This is a genomic window from Promicromonospora alba, from assembly GCF_042654905.1.
Lineage (GTDB): Bacteria > Actinomycetota > Actinomycetes > Actinomycetales > Cellulomonadaceae > Promicromonospora > Promicromonospora alba.
In genome coordinates this window covers 266136-283662 of the sequence record NZ_JBHSFI010000003.1, presented here as the reverse complement: position 1 = coordinate 283662, position 17527 = coordinate 266136, and the positions used below count along the sequence as shown (strand labels likewise).

17 protein-coding genes are annotated in these 17527 nt (G+C 72.0%); 4 read left to right on the top strand and 13 right to left on the bottom strand.

The features are described from left to right. Positions 1-2: 2 nt before the first annotated feature. From cuyB to glgX, 6 genes are all read right to left on the bottom strand, one after another. Positions 3-797: a cysteate racemase gene (gene cuyB, locus ACFO6V_RS06540; protein WP_377133439.1), complete on the bottom strand. Its 795-nt coding sequence runs from the start codon at positions 795-797 to the stop codon at positions 3-5. A 43-nt stretch (positions 798-840) separates the two neighbouring features. Then, a complete protein-coding gene (locus tag ACFO6V_RS06535) occupies positions 841-2103 on the bottom strand; it encodes a carboxylate--amine ligase (protein WP_377133437.1) in 1263 nt (420 codons plus the stop codon). 62 nt (positions 2104-2165) lie between these two features. After that, positions 2166-3026, bottom strand: a complete 861-nt coding sequence (locus tag ACFO6V_RS06530) for a PPK2 family polyphosphate kinase (protein WP_377133435.1) — start codon at positions 3024-3026, stop codon at positions 2166-2168. 59 nt (positions 3027-3085) lie between these two features. Then, positions 3086-4852, bottom strand: coding sequence for a hypothetical protein (locus tag ACFO6V_RS06525; RefSeq protein ID WP_377133433.1), 1767 nt, complete (start codon positions 4850-4852; stop codon positions 3086-3088). A 56-nt stretch (positions 4853-4908) separates the two neighbouring features. Beyond that, on the bottom strand, positions 4909-6579 hold the full coding sequence (locus ACFO6V_RS06520) for an RNA-guided endonuclease InsQ/TnpB family protein (RefSeq protein WP_377133431.1): 1671 nt from the start codon (positions 6577-6579) through the stop codon (positions 4909-4911). 81 nt (positions 6580-6660) lie between these two features. Next, complete coding sequence (glgX, locus tag ACFO6V_RS06515; protein WP_377133428.1) at positions 6661-8799, bottom strand: glycogen debranching protein GlgX; 2139 nt, start codon at positions 8797-8799, stop codon at positions 6661-6663. Between the two features lie 141 nt (positions 8800-8940). Between glgX and ACFO6V_RS06510 the strand changes: the two genes are divergently transcribed. Further along, positions 8941-9186 carry a hypothetical protein gene (locus ACFO6V_RS06510; RefSeq protein WP_377133426.1) on the top strand — a complete coding sequence of 82 codons (246 nt, stop codon included), beginning with the start codon at positions 8941-8943 and terminating at the stop codon, positions 9184-9186. Between the two features lie 35 nt (positions 9187-9221). On the opposite strand, the gene ACFO6V_RS06505 is transcribed toward ACFO6V_RS06510, so the two are convergent. The 4 genes from ACFO6V_RS06505 to ACFO6V_RS06490 form a co-directional block, all read right to left on the bottom strand. Beyond that, complete coding sequence (locus tag ACFO6V_RS06505) at positions 9222-9497, bottom strand: hypothetical protein (protein ID WP_377133424.1); 276 nt, start codon at positions 9495-9497, stop codon at positions 9222-9224. A gap of 71 nt (positions 9498-9568) precedes the next feature. Further along, on the bottom strand, positions 9569-10735 hold the full coding sequence (locus ACFO6V_RS06500; protein ID WP_377133422.1) for a cystathionine gamma-synthase: 1167 nt from the start codon (positions 10733-10735) through the stop codon (positions 9569-9571). An 85-nt stretch (positions 10736-10820) separates the two neighbouring features. Further along, the gene (locus ACFO6V_RS06495; RefSeq protein WP_377133420.1) at positions 10821-12188 is read right to left on the bottom strand and encodes a cystathionine beta-synthase; all 1368 of its coding nucleotides are present in this window, start codon (positions 12186-12188) and stop codon (positions 10821-10823) included. A gap of 120 nt (positions 12189-12308) precedes the next feature. Further along, positions 12309-12632, bottom strand: a complete 324-nt coding sequence (locus ACFO6V_RS06490) for a DUF2277 domain-containing protein (RefSeq protein WP_377133418.1) — start codon at positions 12630-12632, stop codon at positions 12309-12311. A gap of 82 nt (positions 12633-12714) precedes the next feature. Between ACFO6V_RS06490 and ACFO6V_RS06485 the strand changes: the two genes are divergently transcribed. Together ACFO6V_RS06485 and ACFO6V_RS06480 are read left to right on the top strand one after the other, a co-directional pair. Further along, positions 12715-13302, top strand: coding sequence for a GNAT family N-acetyltransferase (locus ACFO6V_RS06485; RefSeq protein WP_377133416.1), 588 nt, complete (start codon positions 12715-12717; stop codon positions 13300-13302). Next, complete coding sequence (locus ACFO6V_RS06480; protein ID WP_377133414.1) at positions 13302-14156, top strand: LLM class flavin-dependent oxidoreductase; 855 nt, start codon at positions 13302-13304, stop codon at positions 14154-14156. Before ACFO6V_RS06485 ends, ACFO6V_RS06480 begins: the two co-directional genes overlap by 1 nt. A 43-nt stretch (positions 14157-14199) precedes the next feature. Here the strand turns inward: ACFO6V_RS06480 and ACFO6V_RS06475 are convergent, their stop codons facing one another. The 3 genes from ACFO6V_RS06475 to ACFO6V_RS06465 all read right to left on the bottom strand — a co-directional run bounded on the left by ACFO6V_RS06475 (position 14200) and on the right by ACFO6V_RS06465 (position 16112). Then, positions 14200-14670, bottom strand: coding sequence for a VOC family protein (locus ACFO6V_RS06475; RefSeq protein WP_377133412.1), 471 nt, complete (start codon positions 14668-14670; stop codon positions 14200-14202). 89 nt (positions 14671-14759) lie between these two features. After that, entirely contained in the window at positions 14760-15149 is a 390-nt protein-coding gene (locus tag ACFO6V_RS06470) for a helix-turn-helix domain-containing protein (protein ID WP_377135176.1), read from the bottom strand. A 51-nt stretch (positions 15150-15200) separates the two neighbouring features. Then, positions 15201-16112, bottom strand: coding sequence for a GntR family transcriptional regulator (locus ACFO6V_RS06465; protein WP_377133410.1), 912 nt, complete (start codon positions 16110-16112; stop codon positions 15201-15203). A 169-nt stretch (positions 16113-16281) separates the two neighbouring features. Between ACFO6V_RS06465 and ACFO6V_RS06460 the strand changes: the two genes are divergently transcribed. Further along, complete coding sequence (locus ACFO6V_RS06460; protein WP_377133408.1) at positions 16282-17514, top strand: FAD-dependent monooxygenase; 1233 nt, start codon at positions 16282-16284, stop codon at positions 17512-17514. Positions 17515-17527 lie beyond the last annotated feature (13 nt).

Genomic DNA, 17527 nt, shown 5'->3' with positions numbered 1-17527 from the left:
CCCTACTCGTCCGCGCGCAGCCGGCGGCCCGCACGCAGCACCGTCGCCCGGGCCAGCTCGTCGAGGGAGTCCACGAGCACGACGCCGGGCAGGAGGTGCGCCGGGGTCGCCTCTGCCGCGACCGACAGCTCGGTGCACCCCAGCACGATCGCGGCGGCCCCGCGGCGGCGCAGGTCGGCGATGACGCCCTCCAGGGCCGTCAGGTCACCGCCGCGGCCCGCCTTGACGCCGGCGTAGACCAGCGACGTCACGGCCGCCTGGCCCGCGACGTCCGGCACCAGGGTCTTGATGCCGCGCGCGCCGAAGGCGTCGGCGTAGACGCCCGACGCGATGGTCCCCTCCGTCGCGAGGAGGCCGACGGCCTCCGGCCGCGGCCCGCTGAGCCGGCCCGCCCAGGTGTCGTGCGCGAGCACCGCGGACACCGTCACGTCCACCGCCGACAGCAGCGGGAGCGGCGTCGCCGCCGCGATCGCGCCGGCGAACGCGTGCGCCGTGTTGCACGGCAGCACGAGGAAGCCGGCCCCCGCCCCGGCGAGCCGCCGCGCGTCGGCGGCGAGCACCGGCCCGGGATCGTCGGGCGAGCGCCCCAGCACGAACGCCGTCCGGTCCGGGACGGTGGCGTGCTGCAGCACCATCATGTCCACGTGGTCCTGGTCGCGTGCGGCGTCGGTCAGCCGGACCACACGCTCCATGAACAGGACGGTCGCGAGCGGGCCCACCCCGCCCAGCACGCCGACGAAGCCCGCGAACCCGCCGTCCCGCCCCGTTCGTGCGTCCATGTCTGTGTCTGTGTCCATGCTTGTATCTGTGTCGAGGTGGCCGGCACCCGACATGCCGGCGTCAGGCAACGTCCTGCTCCGCCGACGGAAAGACGTTGCCGAACCCGGGCCGTGCGGGCGCACCGCCCGGATCCTGCAGCGGGTGGTGCTGCGCGAACTTGCGCACCTGGTTCAGCTCGGCGAGGCGTACCCAGGTGTCGCGGCGCGGCGACAGGTCCCGCCGGTACTTGAGCGGGTGCACCACGCGGGCGCCCCGCACGGCGGCGCGCAGCGCGTCGTCCTGCACGTACCGGTCCAGGAGGAAGCCCGGGACTATCCGGTACAGCACCTCGAGCGGCTCCGCGACGTCCGGCCACTGCCCTCCGAGATGGTCCGCCACCCAGTAGGCGGCAGGGTTCAGCCCGCTCGCCGTCAGGTAGTAGTTGGACCGCCCGGTGCGCGGGTTCAGCTCCAGGAAGTGCCCGACGCCGGTGCGCGGGTCCACCTTCACGTCGAAGTTCGCGAACCCGGTCCAGCCCAGGTGCTCCACGAGCCGGCGGGCGTCCGCCTCGACCTGCGGGAGCCGCCCGGTGAGGATCGCGGCGGGGTTCCCGAGCGTCCCCGGCGTGTGCTCCTCGAGCAGCACGTGGCCACCCCAGGCCATGCGCACCGCGCCCGCGCGGTCGGAGTAGGTGGTCATGATCCGCATCTGGGAGTCGTCGCCGGGTATGTACTCCTGGACGATCATGGGCCGCCGGTAGCCCGCGTCCCCGGCCGCCCGCAGGAGCGCGGCCAGCTCGGCGCGGTCCTGCACCAGGTGCACCTTCGCCTTGCCGGGGAACGACACGTGGTGCCACGCGGCGTTGTCGCCGGGCTTGGCGATCACCGGGAAGCGCAGGTCCAGGTCGCCGACCGGCTCCCCGCCGGCCCGCACCTCCGTGCGCGGGTGGGGGATCCCGAGCTCCTGGCAGAGCGCGGAGAACCGCTGCTTGTCCATCACGTGGTCGAGCAGCCCGACCGACGGGTAGGGGACCAGCGCCACGTCCTCCAGGCGCGCGCGGTGCTGCGCGAGCGCCCGCACGTACCAGTCCACGCAGGTGAGCGCGATGACGGGTCCCTCGACCGTGGCGGCCACCCGGCGGATCAGCTCGACCATGACGGCGGGGTCGTCGAGGCGCGGTTCGACGACGTTGTCGATGATGCCGGAGTGCGCGACGTTGGGCGTCGGGCGGATGGACACGACTGTCGACCTGACGCCGTAGCGCTCGTGAAAGGCACGGGCGAGGCTGTAGGCGCCGGCGTCGCCACCGAGGATGACAGGGTGTACCGCTGCGGGGTTCCTCATGCCACGTAAGACGGGTGGCGCCCGGCGAAGGTTGTTCCCAGGAGCGGGTGAAGAACCGCAGGTCAGCTGGCCGCGAGGCGGGCCTTCTCCGTCTCGACGTCGAAGTCCGCGGGCGGCCAGCCCAGGTCCAGCGACCGCAGGGCGCCCGTCAGCAGCTCGGTGACCGCGAGGCGTGCGTACCACTTCCGGTCCGCCGGCACGACGTACCAGGGCGCCACCTCGGTGGAGGTGCGGTCGAGCATCTCCTGGTACGCCGCCAGGTACTCCGGGAGCTTGGTGCGGACGTCGATGTCCCCGGGGTTGTACTTCCAGTGCTTGTCGGGCCGTTCGAGCCGCTCGGCCAGGCGCGCCTTCTGTTCGTCCGCCGACACCATGAGGGCCACCTTCACGATCAGGGTGCCCGACGCCGCCACCTCCGCCTCGAACTCGTTGAGCTCTCGGAAGTGCGTGCGCCAGGTCTCCGGCGGTTCGAGCTGGTTGACCCGGACCACGAGCACCTGCTCGTGGTGCGACCGGTCGAAGACGCCGAGATAGCCGGGGCGGGGGAGCGCGTTGCGGACCCGCCAGAGGTAGTCGTGCTGCCGCTCCTCCTCCGTCGGGACGCCGAACCCCCTGTGCTGCACGCCCTGCGGGTCCACCATGCCGACGACGTGGCGCACGATCCCGCCCTTGCCCGCGGTGTCGAGGCCCTGCAGGACGAGCAGCACCGACCGGTCGCCGCCGGTCCGGCCGTGCGCGAAGAGGCGCTCCTGGAGCTCCGCGAGCTCCGGCCCGCGCGCCGCCATCAGCTCCTCGCCGTCCGCCTTCTTGCCGGACCAGCCGGGCGTCGCCGACTGGTCCAGGGCGGTCAGGTCGGTCCCGCGCACCCAGCGCAGGGCGTCGTCCACCGGGGTCTTCCACAGCTTCTCGGGCTTCTTTGCCATCGGTGCTGCCTCCTTCGCGGGACCGGCGGACGCCGGTGCCAGGGGATCAGGCTCGCAGGTCAGCTCTCCGCACGCAGCACGGCGGTCATCCGGGGCGGCACCGTGAGGGTGTCGCCCACCAGACGCGTCGCACCCGGCTCCCAGGCCGCGGCGAGCTTGAACGCCCCGGGGAGCGGCGCCTTGCCCGCCCCCTCGGCGGGCCGCAGCAGGCTCCCCAGGCGCAGGGCGGCGAGGCCGTGGCCGGTGTTGAGCACGAACGCCAGGCTGCCGCGCAGCACCGCGATGACCGACCGGTCCGCGGTGGAGCGGATCTCCAGCGGCAGGTCCAGCTCCTCGCTGATGTCGTGCCGGATGGAGATCAGGTCGCGCGCCCAACGCACGAGGCGCCGCTCGTTCTCGTTGCGCGGGACCACTGGTGCGTGCACGGTGTCGAGCACCAGCGGGTTGCCCGCGAGGATCACGGTGGCGAGCACGCTGGAGCGGATGTCGACGTCGTCCACCCCGAGGAGGGCCGTCGCGGGGCTCTCCTCGCCCGCCCACGGGACCGTGAGCTGCGCGGCGGGGAGCCGGGTGATGTCCTCGACCACGCTCGCGCCGGCCCGGACCCGGGTGCGGCGCCCGCTGTTCTGGCTGTTCTGGCGGGTCGCGCGGCGCACCGACGGGTGCACCAGGTCGGCGAGCATCTGCAGCGCCTGGATGTCCTCGGTCTTGCCCGGCCCGGACAGGATGCGCAGCAGGATGGTCGTCAGCCGGTCGCTCCGGCCGGGGCCGTCCACGAGCAGGCTGAAGCGACGGTCGAGCTGTTCGCCCATCCCGACGACGTAGTCCGCGAGCTCACCCAGGAACGGGGTGGGGGAGCGGTCGACGAGGGCGTCGACGTCGAGCACCAGGCCGTCCACGTGGTACTCGCGCAGCCAGTGCCGCGCGTCGTCGACGAGGAAGTCGCGCGGCCCGCGGCTGCCGCTGCCGTCGAGGTTGATGCGGTCGCCCACGAAGTCGGTACGGACCGTCGGCGCCGACGGGACCTTGCCCGCCCGTGTGCCGATCGACGGGACCTGACCGGTCCGGAGCTGGATGGGACCAGTACGCGGCCGGTCCAGGGGCACCTGGCCGGTGCGCGGGCGCATCGCCTGCAGCGCGTGCTCGCCGGCGTCGCCGACGTCGGAGCGCGGCGGCCGCGGCCGGCCGCCCCCGCTCAGGTACGGGCCGTAGGCCTCCAGCCCGAGCTCGTCCGCGACCGCCCAGCGGTAGGGGATGTCGAGCACGACGGCGAGGCCGACGGCGTGCGCGGCGTCGATGAAGCGCTGCAGCGCACGCGGGCCGCCGTAGGGCTCGTGCACCGAGTACAGCCGCACGCCGCGCGTCGGCCCGACGGCGGGGTCGAACGCGGCCACCGGCGCGAGCTCGACGCCGTGCGCCCCGAGCTCGGCGACCGTGGGCAGCAGGGCCGCGGCGGCGTCGAGCGTGCCCTCCGGGGTGAACGTCTCGACGTCCACGTGCATGAGGACGCTCGTGGAGAGGTCGGGCGGCGACCACGAGCCGTCGGTCCACTCGAACGCCGGGTCGAAGACCCTGGTGGGGCCGTGGATGCCCTGCGGCAGCCACACGCTCCGCGGGTCGGGCAGCAGCGGGCCGCCGTCGACCGAGTAGCCGTAGTCGGTGCCGTGCCCGAGCACGCTGTCGGCGCCCCAGTACCCGGGCTCGCCGGCGCCGACGAGGCGCAGCGGCATGTGCTCCGGCTCGTCCTGCGGGTCGTACGGCACGAGCACCTCGATGACGCGTGCACGCGGGGCCCACACCACTGGCCTCGGCCCGGGGACGGGCATGTCAGGCCCCGGTCGGGGCGGTGGTGTGATTCCCCCGGTTCCACTCCTCGGTCCGGTCACGGCCGACAGCCTACGGCGTGTTTCAGAAGTTGTGTGGCTTGTGAGACACCGCCCTTCTCGGGCGTCCAGTCGAACCGCGTGTGCGGTCTGCTGGTTCCCACGTCATCCAGTCCCTTACCGCCACGGCCACGAGGGCCGTCGTCGGTGGGGGTGTCCTGTCGGTGGGCGTTGATAACGGGGCCGGCTGCTTGACGGTCCCCGACCCGGGCAACACCACAACCGGCACCGTCATCGACGGGTGGGGTGTGGTTCTCGGCCCAGGCGGCGAGATTCACTGCGGCATTCAGATCCCGGTCCATCACGTGCCCGCACTCGTGGCACTCGAAGGTGCGGTCCTTGAGCGTCAGGTCCTTGCGCAGGGTGCCGCAGGACGAGCAGGTCTTGGACGACGGGAACCACCGGTCCACCACGACGACTTGTCCGTCGCGCCAGGCCTGCTTGTACGTGACCTGCCGGGCCAGCTCACCCCAGGCCGCATCGTTGATTGCGCGGGAGAGCTTTTGGTTGGATCGCATGCCCGTGATGTTCAGGTCTTCCAGGACCAGCCGAGCGTGGTTCTTGACCAACTGGTTGGACACCTGATGCAGCACATGACAGCGGCGGTCACGGATCCGGGCATGCTGCCGTGACAGTCGCACAACAGCGCGACGGCGGTTCTTCGATCCCTTCTTCTTGCGGGACACCGCCTTGGACAAGCGTCGTAGCCGCGGCAGCCCGCGCCGCAGGGCGCGCTGGTTGCTGACCCGCAAGACCTCGACGCCGTCGGACGTCCCGCCGACGGCCAGGGCATGCAAGCCACGATCCACACCCACCCAACCGGCCGCACGCCCGGCGTCGTCCTGTCGGTTGGCGGCCTCGACGCCGTCCTTGACGGGCTGAGGTACGTGCGGTGCGGCAGCGTGCCGGAGCGCGGGGTGGACGTCGGCGGCCTCGATGGTGATGGATATCCACCACCGGTTCGCGCCCCGCGACACAGTAACGAAGAGGATCCGGGCACGACCCTTGGTGACCATCCGGCGCAACCGCCGCGTGTCCTCCCGCACTCGCAAGACACCGATCTTCGGCAGACTCACAGACCGGGGACGGTCTCCGTCCCCGAGACGGATGCCGGCACGCCTTCCGGCGGTGGCCTTGTTCCGGATCCGGAACGACCCACCCGTCGGACTCTTCTTCTTGAACCGCGGAAACCCGACGGTCGGACCCTTCCGAGCACCCGTGCGGGAGTCGTTGTGCGCTCTCAGGGCGCGTCCGAGGTCGACGGCGGCTTCTTCGAACACCTGAGCCACGACCTTGTCCCGCCACACCAACCCTGTCACCTCGAGCCGAGCGGTTCCGTTCGCGTCGACGACGAACCGGCGCCCAGCAGCCTCGGACCTCTTCCAGGCGTTGAACGCGGTGATCAGGTCGAACCCTGTCCACGGCACCCGCGCAACGCCCGGGACGGTGTCGTCCTCGGAGTGGTCGCCATCGGACCTCACCCCCAGCCCTGGCGACTCCCGGCTATGGGCTGCGTACCGGGCTTCCTTGTGCAGGTGCAACGCCTGGTTGAACCCGAACCTTGCCGCACCGACGTGCCAGGACAGCACACGTTCCTGCTCGACCGTCGGGTCGAGACAGTAGCGGAATGACGTATGTCTTGCCATATACACGATCCTGCCACGGATCACCCACGTATGAGAACACATGTTCGATGATTTGATCGGACTCGGCCAATCACGGCCGAAGCGCAACCACGTCCGAAACACGTCCTAGCCCGGTGTTCCGCTCGGGCGGGTCAGCACCACCACGCTGCGTCCTGTCACGGTGAGTCCGGTACCGGCGTCCAGCACCGTCCCGGGCTCGGCGCTGCCGTCGGTGTCCAGCACCACGGTCCAGGCGCTTCCGTACCTGGCGGGCGGCAGGGTGAACGCCAGGTCCTCGGAATGGGCGTTGAGCAGCAGCAGGAACGAGTCGTCGACCACCCGCTCGCCGCGCCCACCGGTCTCGGTGATCGCGTCGCCGTTGAGGAACACCGCGACGGTCCTGGCGTACGACTGGTTCCAGTCCGTGTCGTCCATGCGCGCGCTGGTGAGGTCGAGCCACTCGATGTCGCCGAGCTCCTCGGTCCCGATTCCGTCGAAGAACCGGCGGCGGTGCAGGATCGGGTGGTCGCGGCGCAGCCGGACCGCCTTCCTGGCGAACTGCAGCAGCGCCGCGCTCTCGTCGTCGAGCCCGTCCGGGCCGCCCCAGTCCATCCAGGTGAGCTCGTTGTCCTGGCAGTAGGCGTTGTTGTTGCCCTGCTGGGTGCGCCCGATCTCGTCGCCGTGCGCGATCATCGGCACGCCCTGGCTCAGCATGAGCGTGACCAGGAGGTTGCGGCGCTGCCGGGCGCGCAGCTCCTTGATCTCCGGGTCGTCCGTTGGCCCCTCGACGCCGCAGTTCCAGGACCGGTTGTGGTTCTCGCCGTCCTGGTTGTCCTCGCGGTTGTCCTCGTTGTGCTTCTCGTCGTACGACGTGAGGTCGGCGAGCGTGAAGCCGTCGTGGGCCGTGACGAAGTTGATGGACGCGCTGGGCATACGACCGCTGTGCTCGTACAGGTCGCTCGAACCCGTCAGGCGGGAGGCGAACTCCGGCAGCGTGGAGGGCTCCCCGCGCCAGAAGTCGCGCACGGTGTCGCGGTAGCGGCCGTTCCACTCGGTCCACAGGGACGGGAACCCGCCCACCTGGTAGCCGCCGTCGCCCAGGTCCCACGGCTCGGCGATCAGCTTGACCTGGGAGATCACCGGGTCCTGGTGCACGATGTCGAAGAACGCGCTCAGCCGGTCGACCTCGTGGAACTGGCGGGCCAGCGTGGCCGCCAGGTCGAAGCGGAACCCGTCGACGTGCATCTCCTCGACCCAGTAGCGCAGCGAGTCCATGATGAGCTGCAGCACGGCGGGGGAGCGCATGAGCAGCGAGTTGCCCGTGCCGGTGGTGTCGAAGTAGTGCGCCTCGTCGCCGTCGACCAGCCGGTAGTAGGCCGCGTTGTCGATGCCGCGGAAGCTCAGCGTGGGGCCCAGCTGGTTGCCCTCGGCGGTGTGGTTGTAGACGACGTCGAGCAGCACCTCGATGCCGGCCTGGTGCATCGCCTTGACCATGGCCTTGAACTCCATGACCTGCTGGCCGCGCCGGCCGTAGCCCGCGTAGCCGTTGTGCGGCGCGAAGAACCCGATGGTGTTGTAGCCCCAGTAGTTCGTCAGGCCCTTGGCCGCGAGCGACGGGTCGGTGACGAACTGGTGCACCGGCATCAGCTCGATCGCCGTGACGCCGAGCTTGGTCAGGTGCTCGATGACCGCGGGGTGGGCGAGCCCGGCGTAGGTGCCGCGCAGCTCGTCGGGGACGTCGGGGTGGCGCATCGTGAGGCCCTTGACGTGCGCCTCGTAGATCACCGTCTCGTGGTACGGCGTGGCCGGCGGGCGGTCGTGGCCCCAGTCGAAGAACGGGTTGACCACCACCGAGACCATGGTGTGGCCCAGCGAGTCGGACGGTTCGGGAGTCGTGCCGGTGGTCGCCTGGTCCACGTCGTCGAACGAGTACGAGAACAGGGCCGGGTCGCCGTCGAGGTCGCCGTCCACCGCCTTCGCATACGGGTCCAGCAGCAGCTTCGCCGGGTTGCAGCGGTGGCCCGACGCCGGGTCGTACGGCCCGTGCACGCGATACCCGTACCGCGTCCCCGGGCCGACGCCGGGCAGGTAGACGTGCCACACGTGCGCGTCCGTCTCGGTGACGGCGACGCGGGTCTCGGTGTCGTCGTCGGCCAGCAGGCACAGCTCCACCTGCTGGGCGACCGACGAGTAGAGCGCGAAGTTGGTACCCGTACCGTCGAACGTCGCGCCGAGGGGGTAGGGGCGCCCTGGCCAGGTCTGCATCCGATGATCATCACACCCCGGCGGGGCCGGTGGGGGGAGATCTGCGCGCTGGGCGTGCCGTCGCGGTGGAGGCTTGGCGAGGATTAGAAATACTGTGCCAAGCGGATGTGCAGCCGCTCGGGTTTCTGCGAGAATGTGTTCATGATCACGGGGGAACCCCAGTCCGCCACCGAGCCCGCTGACTCAGGTCCGACCGATCTGGTCGACGAGTCGAACGCCTTCTACGCACGCATCGCGCCGCCGGCTGTCCGCCGCGCCGCAACCCGCCGGGGCCTGCTCGGCGGAGGAGACGCCTCCAAGGCGCCGCGCAACCTCGCCGACTGCGCCCTCGACCCGATCTCCGGATCCTCGAGCGGGGTGTCCTGGGACGACCCGGAGGAGCTCTGACCGGCCGGGCACACCAGCCCTGCCGACCGGCCCCGTCAGCGGGGTAGCCGCCCCGGGCCCACGGGGATGAGGCGCGGCATGCCCGCCGGCGCTACCTGGCTCAGGGCCAGGTAGCGCGCCTCTGCCCTGTGCAGGCGGATGTGCTCGTCGAGCGACCACTGCGGCCCGTTGGTCAGCGTCATGCCGCAGGAGCAGTCGATCTCCTCGCGGTCGCCGGCCAGGTGCCGCACCAGACCCACGGTGACGTGGGAGGCGCGGGCATCTGCCTTGGCCCGGTGCATGGCAGCGCTGACGGGCGCGTGTTCGCTCACGCCCCCAGGCTAAGCGTTGAGTGCGTGATATTTGCCCTCTCGAGCGCTCCGAGAGGGCAAATACCCAGCACTCAACGGATGCGGTCGAGGGCCTGTTCGACGTCGTCCAGGAGGTCCGTCACGTCCTCCAGGCCCACCGACAGGCGGACGATCGACGGCGACACCTCGGCCTCCGTGCCGCGCACCGAGGCGTGCGTCATCTCGCTCGGGTAGTTGACCAGCGACTCGACGCCACCGAGCGACTCGGCGAGCAGGAAGACCCGGGTCGACTCGGCGAACGTGCGCGCCGCGCGCTCCCCGCCGGCCAGCTCCAGCGAGATCATGCCGCCGAAGCGCGACATCTGGTGCGCGGCGGTCTTGTGGCCCGGGTGGTCGGGCAGGCCGGGGTAGAGCACGCGAGCCACCGCCGGGTGCTCGATCAGGCGCTCCGCGAGCGTCTGGGCGGTCTCGGAGTGGCGCTGCATCCGCACGGAGAGGGTCTTGATACCCCGCGTGGTCAGGAACGCGTCGAACGGGCTGGAGACCGCACCCGCCGCGAACTGTACGTAGCGCACCTGCTCGGCGAGCTCCTCGCCGCCGTTCGCCACGACCACCGCCCCGCCGACGACGTCGGAGTGCCCGCCGAGGTACTTGGTCGTGGAGTGCACCACGACGTCGGCACCGAGGTCGAGCGGACGCTGGAGGGCGGGCGACGCGAACGTGTTGTCGACGACCAGGAGCAGGCCCGCCTCCCGGGCGAGGCCGGCCAGCGCGGGGATGTCGCTGATCTTCATCAGCGGGTTCGACGGCGTCTCGACCCACAGCACCTTCGACTCGGGCCGGATCGCGGCGCGGACGGCGTCGAGGTCGGCGGTGTCCACCGTCGTGTGCTGGATGCCGGCCTTGCCGTGGATGGTGCGGACGAGCCGGTGCGTGCCGCCGTACACGTCGTTCGGCACGAGCACGTGGTCCCCGGGCGAGAGGACGGCCCGCAGCAGGGCGTCCTCGGCGGCGAGGCCGGACGCGAACGAGATGCCCTGGGCGCCGCCCTCGATGGCCGCGAGCTGCTCCTCCAGCGAGGTCCGGGTCGGGTTGCCCCCGCGCGAGTACTCGTACCCGCCGCGCAGCCCGCCGATGCCGTCCTGCACGTAGGTGGAGGTGACGTGGATCGCCGGGATCGCGTCGCCGGTCGTCGGGTCGGGGTGCTGTCCCGCGTGGATCGCGAGGGTGTCAAAGCGGTTGGGTCGGACGTCGGTCATGATGCTCTCTCTTCGAGGGTTCAGTGCTGGGAGCTGCTGGGAGCTGCTGCGGGGAGGGGCGGGCCCGGGCGGGCGGCGCGGTGGGTCAGACGGCGAGGTAGTCGAGCAGGTCCGAGCGCGACACCACGCCGAGCGCCTTGCCGCCGTCGGTCACGAGCAGGGCGCCGTCGGTCGCGAGCGCCGCGCGCAGCGCCCCGACCGGCTCGTTGACGCCGACGAGCGGCAGCGGCCTGCCGATGAGCCCGCCCACCTCGTCGGAGAGGTTGACCTTGCCGGCGAACACGCCGTCGAGCAGGTCGTCCTCGTGCACGGCACCGGCCACCTCGCCGAGCACCACCGGTGGTTCGGCGGCGAGCACGAGCAGCTGCGAGACGCCGGTGCGCGTCATCCGGTCGATGGCGTCCCGGACCGTGTCGGTCCGGTACACGAAGACCAGCGGCGGGGTGCGGTCCGCCTTCGCGGCCAGGACGTCGGCGACCGTGTGGTCCTCGATCGCGGGCGAGAACCCGTAGGACCGCATCCAGGTGTCGTCGAAGATCTTGGCGAGGTAGCCGCGGCCGCCGTCGGGCAGGAGGACCACCACGACGTCGTCCGGGCCGAGGTCGCGTGCGGCGCGCAGCGCGGCGACGACGGCCATGCCGCTGGACCCGCCCACCAGGATGCCCTCCTCGCGCGCCAGGCGCCGGGTCATCGCGAACGACTCGGCGTCGTTCACGGCGATGATCTCGTGGGGGACGGTGGGGTCGTAGGCGGTCGGCCAGAAGTCCTCGCCGACACCCTCGACCAGGTAGGGGCGGCCGGTGCCGCCCGAGTACACGGAGCCCTCGGGGTCGGCGCCGATGATGCGCACCGCGCCGTCGGACACCTCGCGCAGGTACCGGCCCGTGCCCGTGATGGTGCCGCCGGTGCCGACGCCCGCGACGAAGTGGGTCACCTTGCCCTCGGTGTCGCGCCAGATCTCGGGGCCGGTCGTCTCGTAGTGGGAGCGCGGGCCGTTCGGGTTCGAGTACTGGTCGGGCTTGAACGCGCCGGGGATCTCGCGCACCAGCCGGTCGCTCACCGAGTAGTACGACTCGGGGCTGTCGGGCGCGACCGCCGTCGGCGTCACCACGACCTCGGCGCCGTACGCCGTGAGCACGTCGCGCTTGTCCTTGCCGACCTTGTCGGGCAGCACGAAGACGCACCGGTAACCGCGCTGCTGGGCGACCAGCGCGAGGCCCACGCCGGTGTTGCCGGAGGTCGGCTCGACGATGGTGCCGCCGGGCCGGAGCTTGCCCTCCCGCTCGGCCGCCTCGATGATGCGGCCGGCGATGCGGTCCTTGGACGACCCGCCGGGGTTCAGGTACTCGAGCTTGACGAGCACGGTCGCGCTGGTCACGCCCTCGGTCACCCGGTGGAGCCGGACGAGGGGCGTGTTGCCGACGAGGTCTACTACGGAATTGGCGTACTGCACCTGTTTTTCTTCCTGTTGCTGGGCGCGCGACGATTCACGCGGACGACGGATGGGTCCGGGGTCAGCGACAGCAACAGGTGAGCGGTGCGAGCACACGACAACTGTAGGGGCACGAGCCGCTCAGTGCGAGTGTGAGATGCCCAGCTCGTGCATGCGTTCGTGCTCCTCGCGCTCCTTGATGCGCTGTGCGATGCGCTCCTGGACCTCCACGCGGCGCAGCGGAGGCACGGTCTTGGGCGGCTGACGGCGTTCCGGCAGCGCGTCGAGCAGGCGTGTCACGATCTCCGTGATCTCCTGCGTGGCCTGCTCTACCGGCTCGCGTGTGGCGTCACTCACCTTGGTCACGCCCGTGACCTTGCGGACGAACTGCAGCGCTGCGGCGGTGATCTCGTCGTCGGTGGCGGGCGGTTCGAGCCCGCGTAGCGTCGTGATGTTTCGGCACATGCTCCGACCGTACGCCGGGCCGCGTTCGCGGGGGAGGGGTAAGCCTTGGCGGGACCGGCCTGCCGTGCGGCAGGGTAGGGGCATGCAACCTTCTGCTGATGCCGCGCCCGGTTCCACGCTCGAGGTCCGGCCCGCGACCGTCGTGCGCGAGGCCACCGCCGAGGACTGGCCGGACATCTGGCCGATCGTGCGTGAGGTCGTGCGTGCGGGCGACACGTTCGCCTACGACCCCGCCATGACCGAGGCGCAGGCCCGGGCCGCCTGGCTGGACTACCCGGTGCGGGTGGTCGTGGCCGTGCGCGACGGCGCAGTGGTCGGCACCGCGAACATGTACCCGAACCGGCCGGGCCCTGGCAGCCACATCGCCTCGGGCAGCATCATGGTCGACCGGGCAGTGCGCGGCACCGGCGCCGGCCGGGCGCTCGTCGAGGACATGCTCGCCTGGGCTCGCCGCGACGGGTATGCCGCCGTCCAGTTCAACGCTGTGGTCGACACCAACGCGGGCGCCGTCCACCTGTACGAGAGCCTCGGGTTCGTGACGCTCGGCGTCGCGCCCGGCGCCTTCCGGCACCCCGAGCTGGGCGACGTCGGGCTGCGGATCATGTGGCGCGAGCTGCGCGAACCGGACGCTGGGGCCGCTCGGGCCGCGACCGGAGAGGTCGGCGCCTGATGCGGTACTCCGTGAACATCCCCAACTTCGGCGACTTCGCCGATCCCCGCACCGTCGCGAGCGTCGCCCGCGCCGCCGAGGACGCCGGCTGGGACGGCCTGTTCGTCTGGGACCACGTGGTGCACAGCAAGGAGATGCGCCGCGGCCTGCCGTTCGGCGACCCGTGGATGCTCCTGACCGCCGCGGCGCTCGCGACGTCGCGACTCCGGCTGGGCACGCTCGTCACCCCGGTGGCCCGGCGCCGCCCCGAACAGCTCGCGCGGCAGGTGGCGACGCTCGACGCCGTGAGCGGTGGCCGCGTCATCTTCGGCGCGGGCCTCGGCGGGCCGGTCGAGGACGAGTTCGGCAGCTTCGGCGACGAGACCGACCCGGTGGTGCTCGCCGAGAAGCTGGACGAGGGGCTCGGCCTGCTCGCCCGCTACTGGGCGGGGGAGCGCGTCGACCACGCTGGTCCGCACTACGTGGTGCGGGACGTGGAGCTCCTCCCCGCGACCGTCCAGCGACCCCGGCCGCCGGTCTGGGTGGGCGGGTTCTGGCCCAACCGCCGCCCGTTCCGCCGCGCGGCAGGGTGGGACGGCGTGGTGCCGCTGTTCGCGTCCGGGCACGGCGTCCCGCCGACGCCGGACGAGGTCCGCGAGGTCGCGGCGTACGTCGCGGGGCACCGCACGTCGGACGGCCCGTACGACGTCGTCACGGGCGGGCGCACGACGCCGGAGGCGGCGGCCGACGTCGTCGGGCCGCTGGCCGAGGCCGGGGCGACCTGGTGGGACGAACGCGGGCTGTACGCGTCACCCGACCTGTACTCCAGCGCCGCGGTGCTGCGCCGCGTGGAGGCCGGGCCGCCGCGGCCCTGAGCCTGGGCCTCGGCCTGGGGTCGGCCCGGCCTCGGCCGGGACGTCAGCCGTTCTGCGGCGCGCCGCCCCAGCGGGCGATGTCCTCGTCGGTCACCTCCACCGGGCCCGTGGCCGGCTGGGTGACCCGGATGTGGTTGCCGAACGGGTCGCGCAGGGCGCAGTCGATCCCGTACGGCTGCTCGACCGGCTCCTCCGTGAACTCGACGCCCTTGGCGCTGAGCTCGGCATACGTGCGGCGGCAGTCGTCGGTGGTGAGGATGCACGCGACGCCGAGCGCGCCCTTGGTGACCAGGTTCCGGACCTGGGCGGCGACCTCCTCGCTCAGCGAGGGCGGTCCGGGGACCTCCAGGAGCAGGTGGCGGTCCGGGTCGGCCGGCAGGGAGACGGTGAGCCAGCGCATGAAGCCCATGTCGACGTCGTTGCTGACAGCGAACCCGAGCTTGCCGACGTAGAAGTCGAGGGCCTCGTCCTGGTCGAGGACGTACACGGAGGTGATGGAGATGTTCTTGAACATGTCGGTCACGCTACGGCGGCTCCGGTGCGGTGCGCTTCTCCGAAACTGCTCACCTCGGGAGCCTGCCGGGAGCCGCTCCCTCCGACGGCTCAGTCCGCGGGGCGCAGCCAGCTCTTCGTGAAGCAGACCGGCGCCGCGACCGGTCGCGTCCGCCGCCGGTACTCCGTCGGCGAGACGCCGACGACGTCACTGAAGGTGCGGCTGAAGGTGCCGAGGCTGTTGAACCCGACCAGGAGGGCGACGTCGGTCACCGGGGTCGCGGTGTCGCGCAGCAGCGCCATCGCCCGCTCGATCCGGCGTCGCTGCAGGTAGCGGTGCGGCGTCTCGCCGAACGTGGCCCGGAAGCTCCGGCTGAAGTGTGACGGCGAGACGTGGGCGATGCGGGCCAGCGTCGGCACGTCGAGCGCACGGCCGTAGTCGCGGTCGATGGCGTCCCGGGCCCGCAGCAGCCGCCGGTTCTCCTGCTCGCGCGGGGACATCGCCTGGCCCGCCCGCGGGCGGCTCACCGTGCTGGACGTCACGCGGTCAGCCTACGGCGCGGACGGCGTCTCGCCCAGGAAGACCGCGTACCCGTCCAGCAGGCGGGCCAGGCCGAACTCGAAGAGCGAGTCGAGGGTGAGGTCGATGTCGGTCGACGCCGCCACGGTGAAGTGGGGGTAGCGGCGCGGGTCCACGGCTGCCCGGAGGCCGGGGACGGTCCGGTCCATCCATTCCTCGTCGGTCATGCCCGTGTCCTGGCGGGCCAGCAGGGCAGGCTCGATGCTGACCCCGACACCACGCACGAACTGGAAGACCGACACGGTCAGGTGCATCCGGGTGTCGATGTCGAACGCCTGCCCGGAGATCGCGTCGAACGCGGCCAGCAGTGCCTCGGTGTGGGGCACGCCGTGCGGCACGATCTGCGGCCGCGTCATGGACATGACGTGTGCCGCCCACGGGTGGCGCTGGAACGCGCCCCACATCGTGCGGGCACACACCTCGGCGCGGGCCCGCCAGCCGTCGGGCAGCGGGTCGGGCAGGGGGGCGGAGGCGTAGACGGCGTCGAGCATCCGGGTGAGCAGCTCCTCGCGGCCCCGCACGTGCCGGTAGAGCGACATGGTGGGGATGCCGAGGTCGGTGGCGATCCGCCGCATCGAGAGCCCGCCGAGCCCCTCGGCGTCGGCCACGGTCATGGCCGCGCGCACGACGTCGCCGACCGACGGCGCAGGACGGGCCGCAGGCCCGGCGCCCGCACCGGCAGCCACGACCGTGCCGACCCCGCGCCGCACCTCGACGAGCCCGTCCCGCCGCAGCGCGTCGAGCACGCGGGACGCGGTCGCCATGGCGACGCCGTGCTCGGCGACGATGCGGCGCGTGGAGGGGACCGGGTCGCCCTCGGCGAGCTCGCCCGACCGGATCCGGGCCCGGATCTCGTCGGCGATCCGCTCGTACGTGGTGGACATCGAGACTCCTGTACTAGTGCACTCGATGGGCTCGGGACGTGCGTTCCGCGGGCCGCACCGGACATCTGATCGCTGCACTAACTGCCGCACTACCTGACGGTTTACCCAGCATAGGGCGGTTCGTACGGTGTACGAAACACCTTCTCGAACACCACCCCCAGGAGCAGTCATGACCCACGTACTCGTCTCCGGCGCCAGCGTCGCCGGACCCGCCCTCGCCTTCTGGCTGCGCCGGTACGGCTTCGACGTCACGGTCGTCGAGCGCAGCCCCGGACCCCGCCCCGGCGGCCAGGGGATCGACGTCCGCGGCGCCGGCCGCACCGTCCTCGACCGGATGGGCATCACCGACCAGGTGCGCGCCGCCCACACCGGCGTGCGCGGGATCGCCTACCTCGACGCCGCCGGACGCCGCACCGTCGAGCTCCCCACCGAGCTGTTCGGCCACTCCGGCGGCGTGATCGCCGACATCGAGATCCTGCGCGGAGACCTGATGCGCATCATCATGGACGCCGCCGAGGGTGTGGAGTACGTCTACGACGACAGCATCACGGCACTCGACCAGCGGCCCGACGGCGTGGCGGTCGCCTTCGAGCGGTCGGCGCCCCGCCGGTTCGACGCCGTCGTCGGGGCGGACGGCGTCTTCTCCACGACGCGGCGCCTCGCGTTCGACGGCGCGTGGCGGACCGTCGACTCCGGGTATCACCGCGCGGTGTTCACCGCCGAGAGCGCCCAGGAGTCCGGCCGGGACTCCTGGGGCCTCGACGGCTGGGAGTTCCTGTACTCGATGCCGAAGGGCAACGGCGTCGGCGGCCGGAACGTGCTGCTGTACCCCGCGCACGGCGGTGCGCGCGGCATGGTGCACTTCGCGGGCGACCCGGTGGCCTACGACCGGCGCGACATCGCCGGGCAGAAGCGGATAGTCGCCGACGTCCTCGCGGGCGAGGGCTGGCAGGTGCCGCGCCTGCTGGACGCGATGTGGGACGCCGACGACTTCTACTTCGACCGGCACGTCCGGGTCGAGATGCCGGCCTGGCACCGGGGCCGGGTGGCGCTGCTCGGCGACGCCTGCACGGCCGGCTCCGTCGGGATGGGTACCTCGCTGGCCCTGGTGGGGGCCTACGTGCTGGCGGGCGAGCTCGCCCGGTCCGACGGCGATCCCGAGCCTGCCTTCGCCGCGTACGAGGCCCGCATGCGGCCGTACGCCCAGGCCAACATGAAGCAGCTCCCGGGCGGGGCGCGGGGCTTCCTCCCGCCGTCGGCCTTCGAGATCAAGGCCCGGACCGCGGTGATGGGCGCGATGCTCAGGACGCCGCTCGCCCGCATGGTGATGGGCGGCATCGACAAGGCCGCGGACTCGATAGTCCTGCCGGACTACGCGTCCCTGGCGCCCCGACGGGGTTGACCGATGAGTCATC

What these genes read in the sequence shown, in the direction of transcription:
- cuyB (WP_377133439.1), bottom strand. Translation starts at nt 797, where the DNA reads ATGGACACAGACACAGACATGGACGCACGAACGGGGCGGGACGGCGGG.
- ACFO6V_RS06535 (WP_377133437.1), bottom strand. Translation starts at nt 2,103, where the DNA reads ATGAGGAACCCCGCAGCGGTACACCCTGTCATCCTCGGTGGCGACGCC.
- ACFO6V_RS06530 (WP_377133435.1), bottom strand. Translation starts at nt 3,026, where the DNA reads ATGGCAAAGAAGCCCGAGAAGCTGTGGAAGACCCCGGTGGACGACGCC.
- ACFO6V_RS06525 (WP_377133433.1), bottom strand. Translation starts at nt 4,852, where the DNA reads ATGCCCGTCCCCGGGCCGAGGCCAGTGGTGTGGGCCCCGCGTGCACGC.
- glgX (WP_377133428.1), bottom strand. Translation starts at nt 8,799, where the DNA reads ATGCAGACCTGGCCAGGGCGCCCCTACCCCCTCGGCGCGACGTTCGAC.
- ACFO6V_RS06510 (WP_377133426.1), top strand. Translation starts at nt 8,941, where the DNA reads ATGATCACGGGGGAACCCCAGTCCGCCACCGAGCCCGCTGACTCAGGT.
- ACFO6V_RS06500 (WP_377133422.1), bottom strand. Translation starts at nt 10,735, where the DNA reads ATGACCGACGTCCGACCCAACCGCTTTGACACCCTCGCGATCCACGCG.
- ACFO6V_RS06490 (WP_377133418.1), bottom strand. Translation starts at nt 12,632, where the DNA reads ATGTGCCGAAACATCACGACGCTACGCGGGCTCGAACCGCCCGCCACC.
- ACFO6V_RS06485 (WP_377133416.1), top strand. Translation starts at nt 12,715, where the DNA reads ATGCAACCTTCTGCTGATGCCGCGCCCGGTTCCACGCTCGAGGTCCGG.
- ACFO6V_RS06480 (WP_377133414.1), top strand. Translation starts at nt 13,302, where the DNA reads ATGCGGTACTCCGTGAACATCCCCAACTTCGGCGACTTCGCCGATCCC.
- ACFO6V_RS06475 (WP_377133412.1), bottom strand. Translation starts at nt 14,670, where the DNA reads ATGTTCAAGAACATCTCCATCACCTCCGTGTACGTCCTCGACCAGGAC.
- ACFO6V_RS06470 (WP_377135176.1), bottom strand. Translation starts at nt 15,149, where the DNA reads ATGTCCCCGCGCGAGCAGGAGAACCGGCGGCTGCTGCGGGCCCGGGAC.
- ACFO6V_RS06465 (WP_377133410.1), bottom strand. Translation starts at nt 16,112, where the DNA reads ATGTCCACCACGTACGAGCGGATCGCCGACGAGATCCGGGCCCGGATC.
- ACFO6V_RS06460 (WP_377133408.1), top strand. Translation starts at nt 16,282, where the DNA reads ATGACCCACGTACTCGTCTCCGGCGCCAGCGTCGCCGGACCCGCCCTC.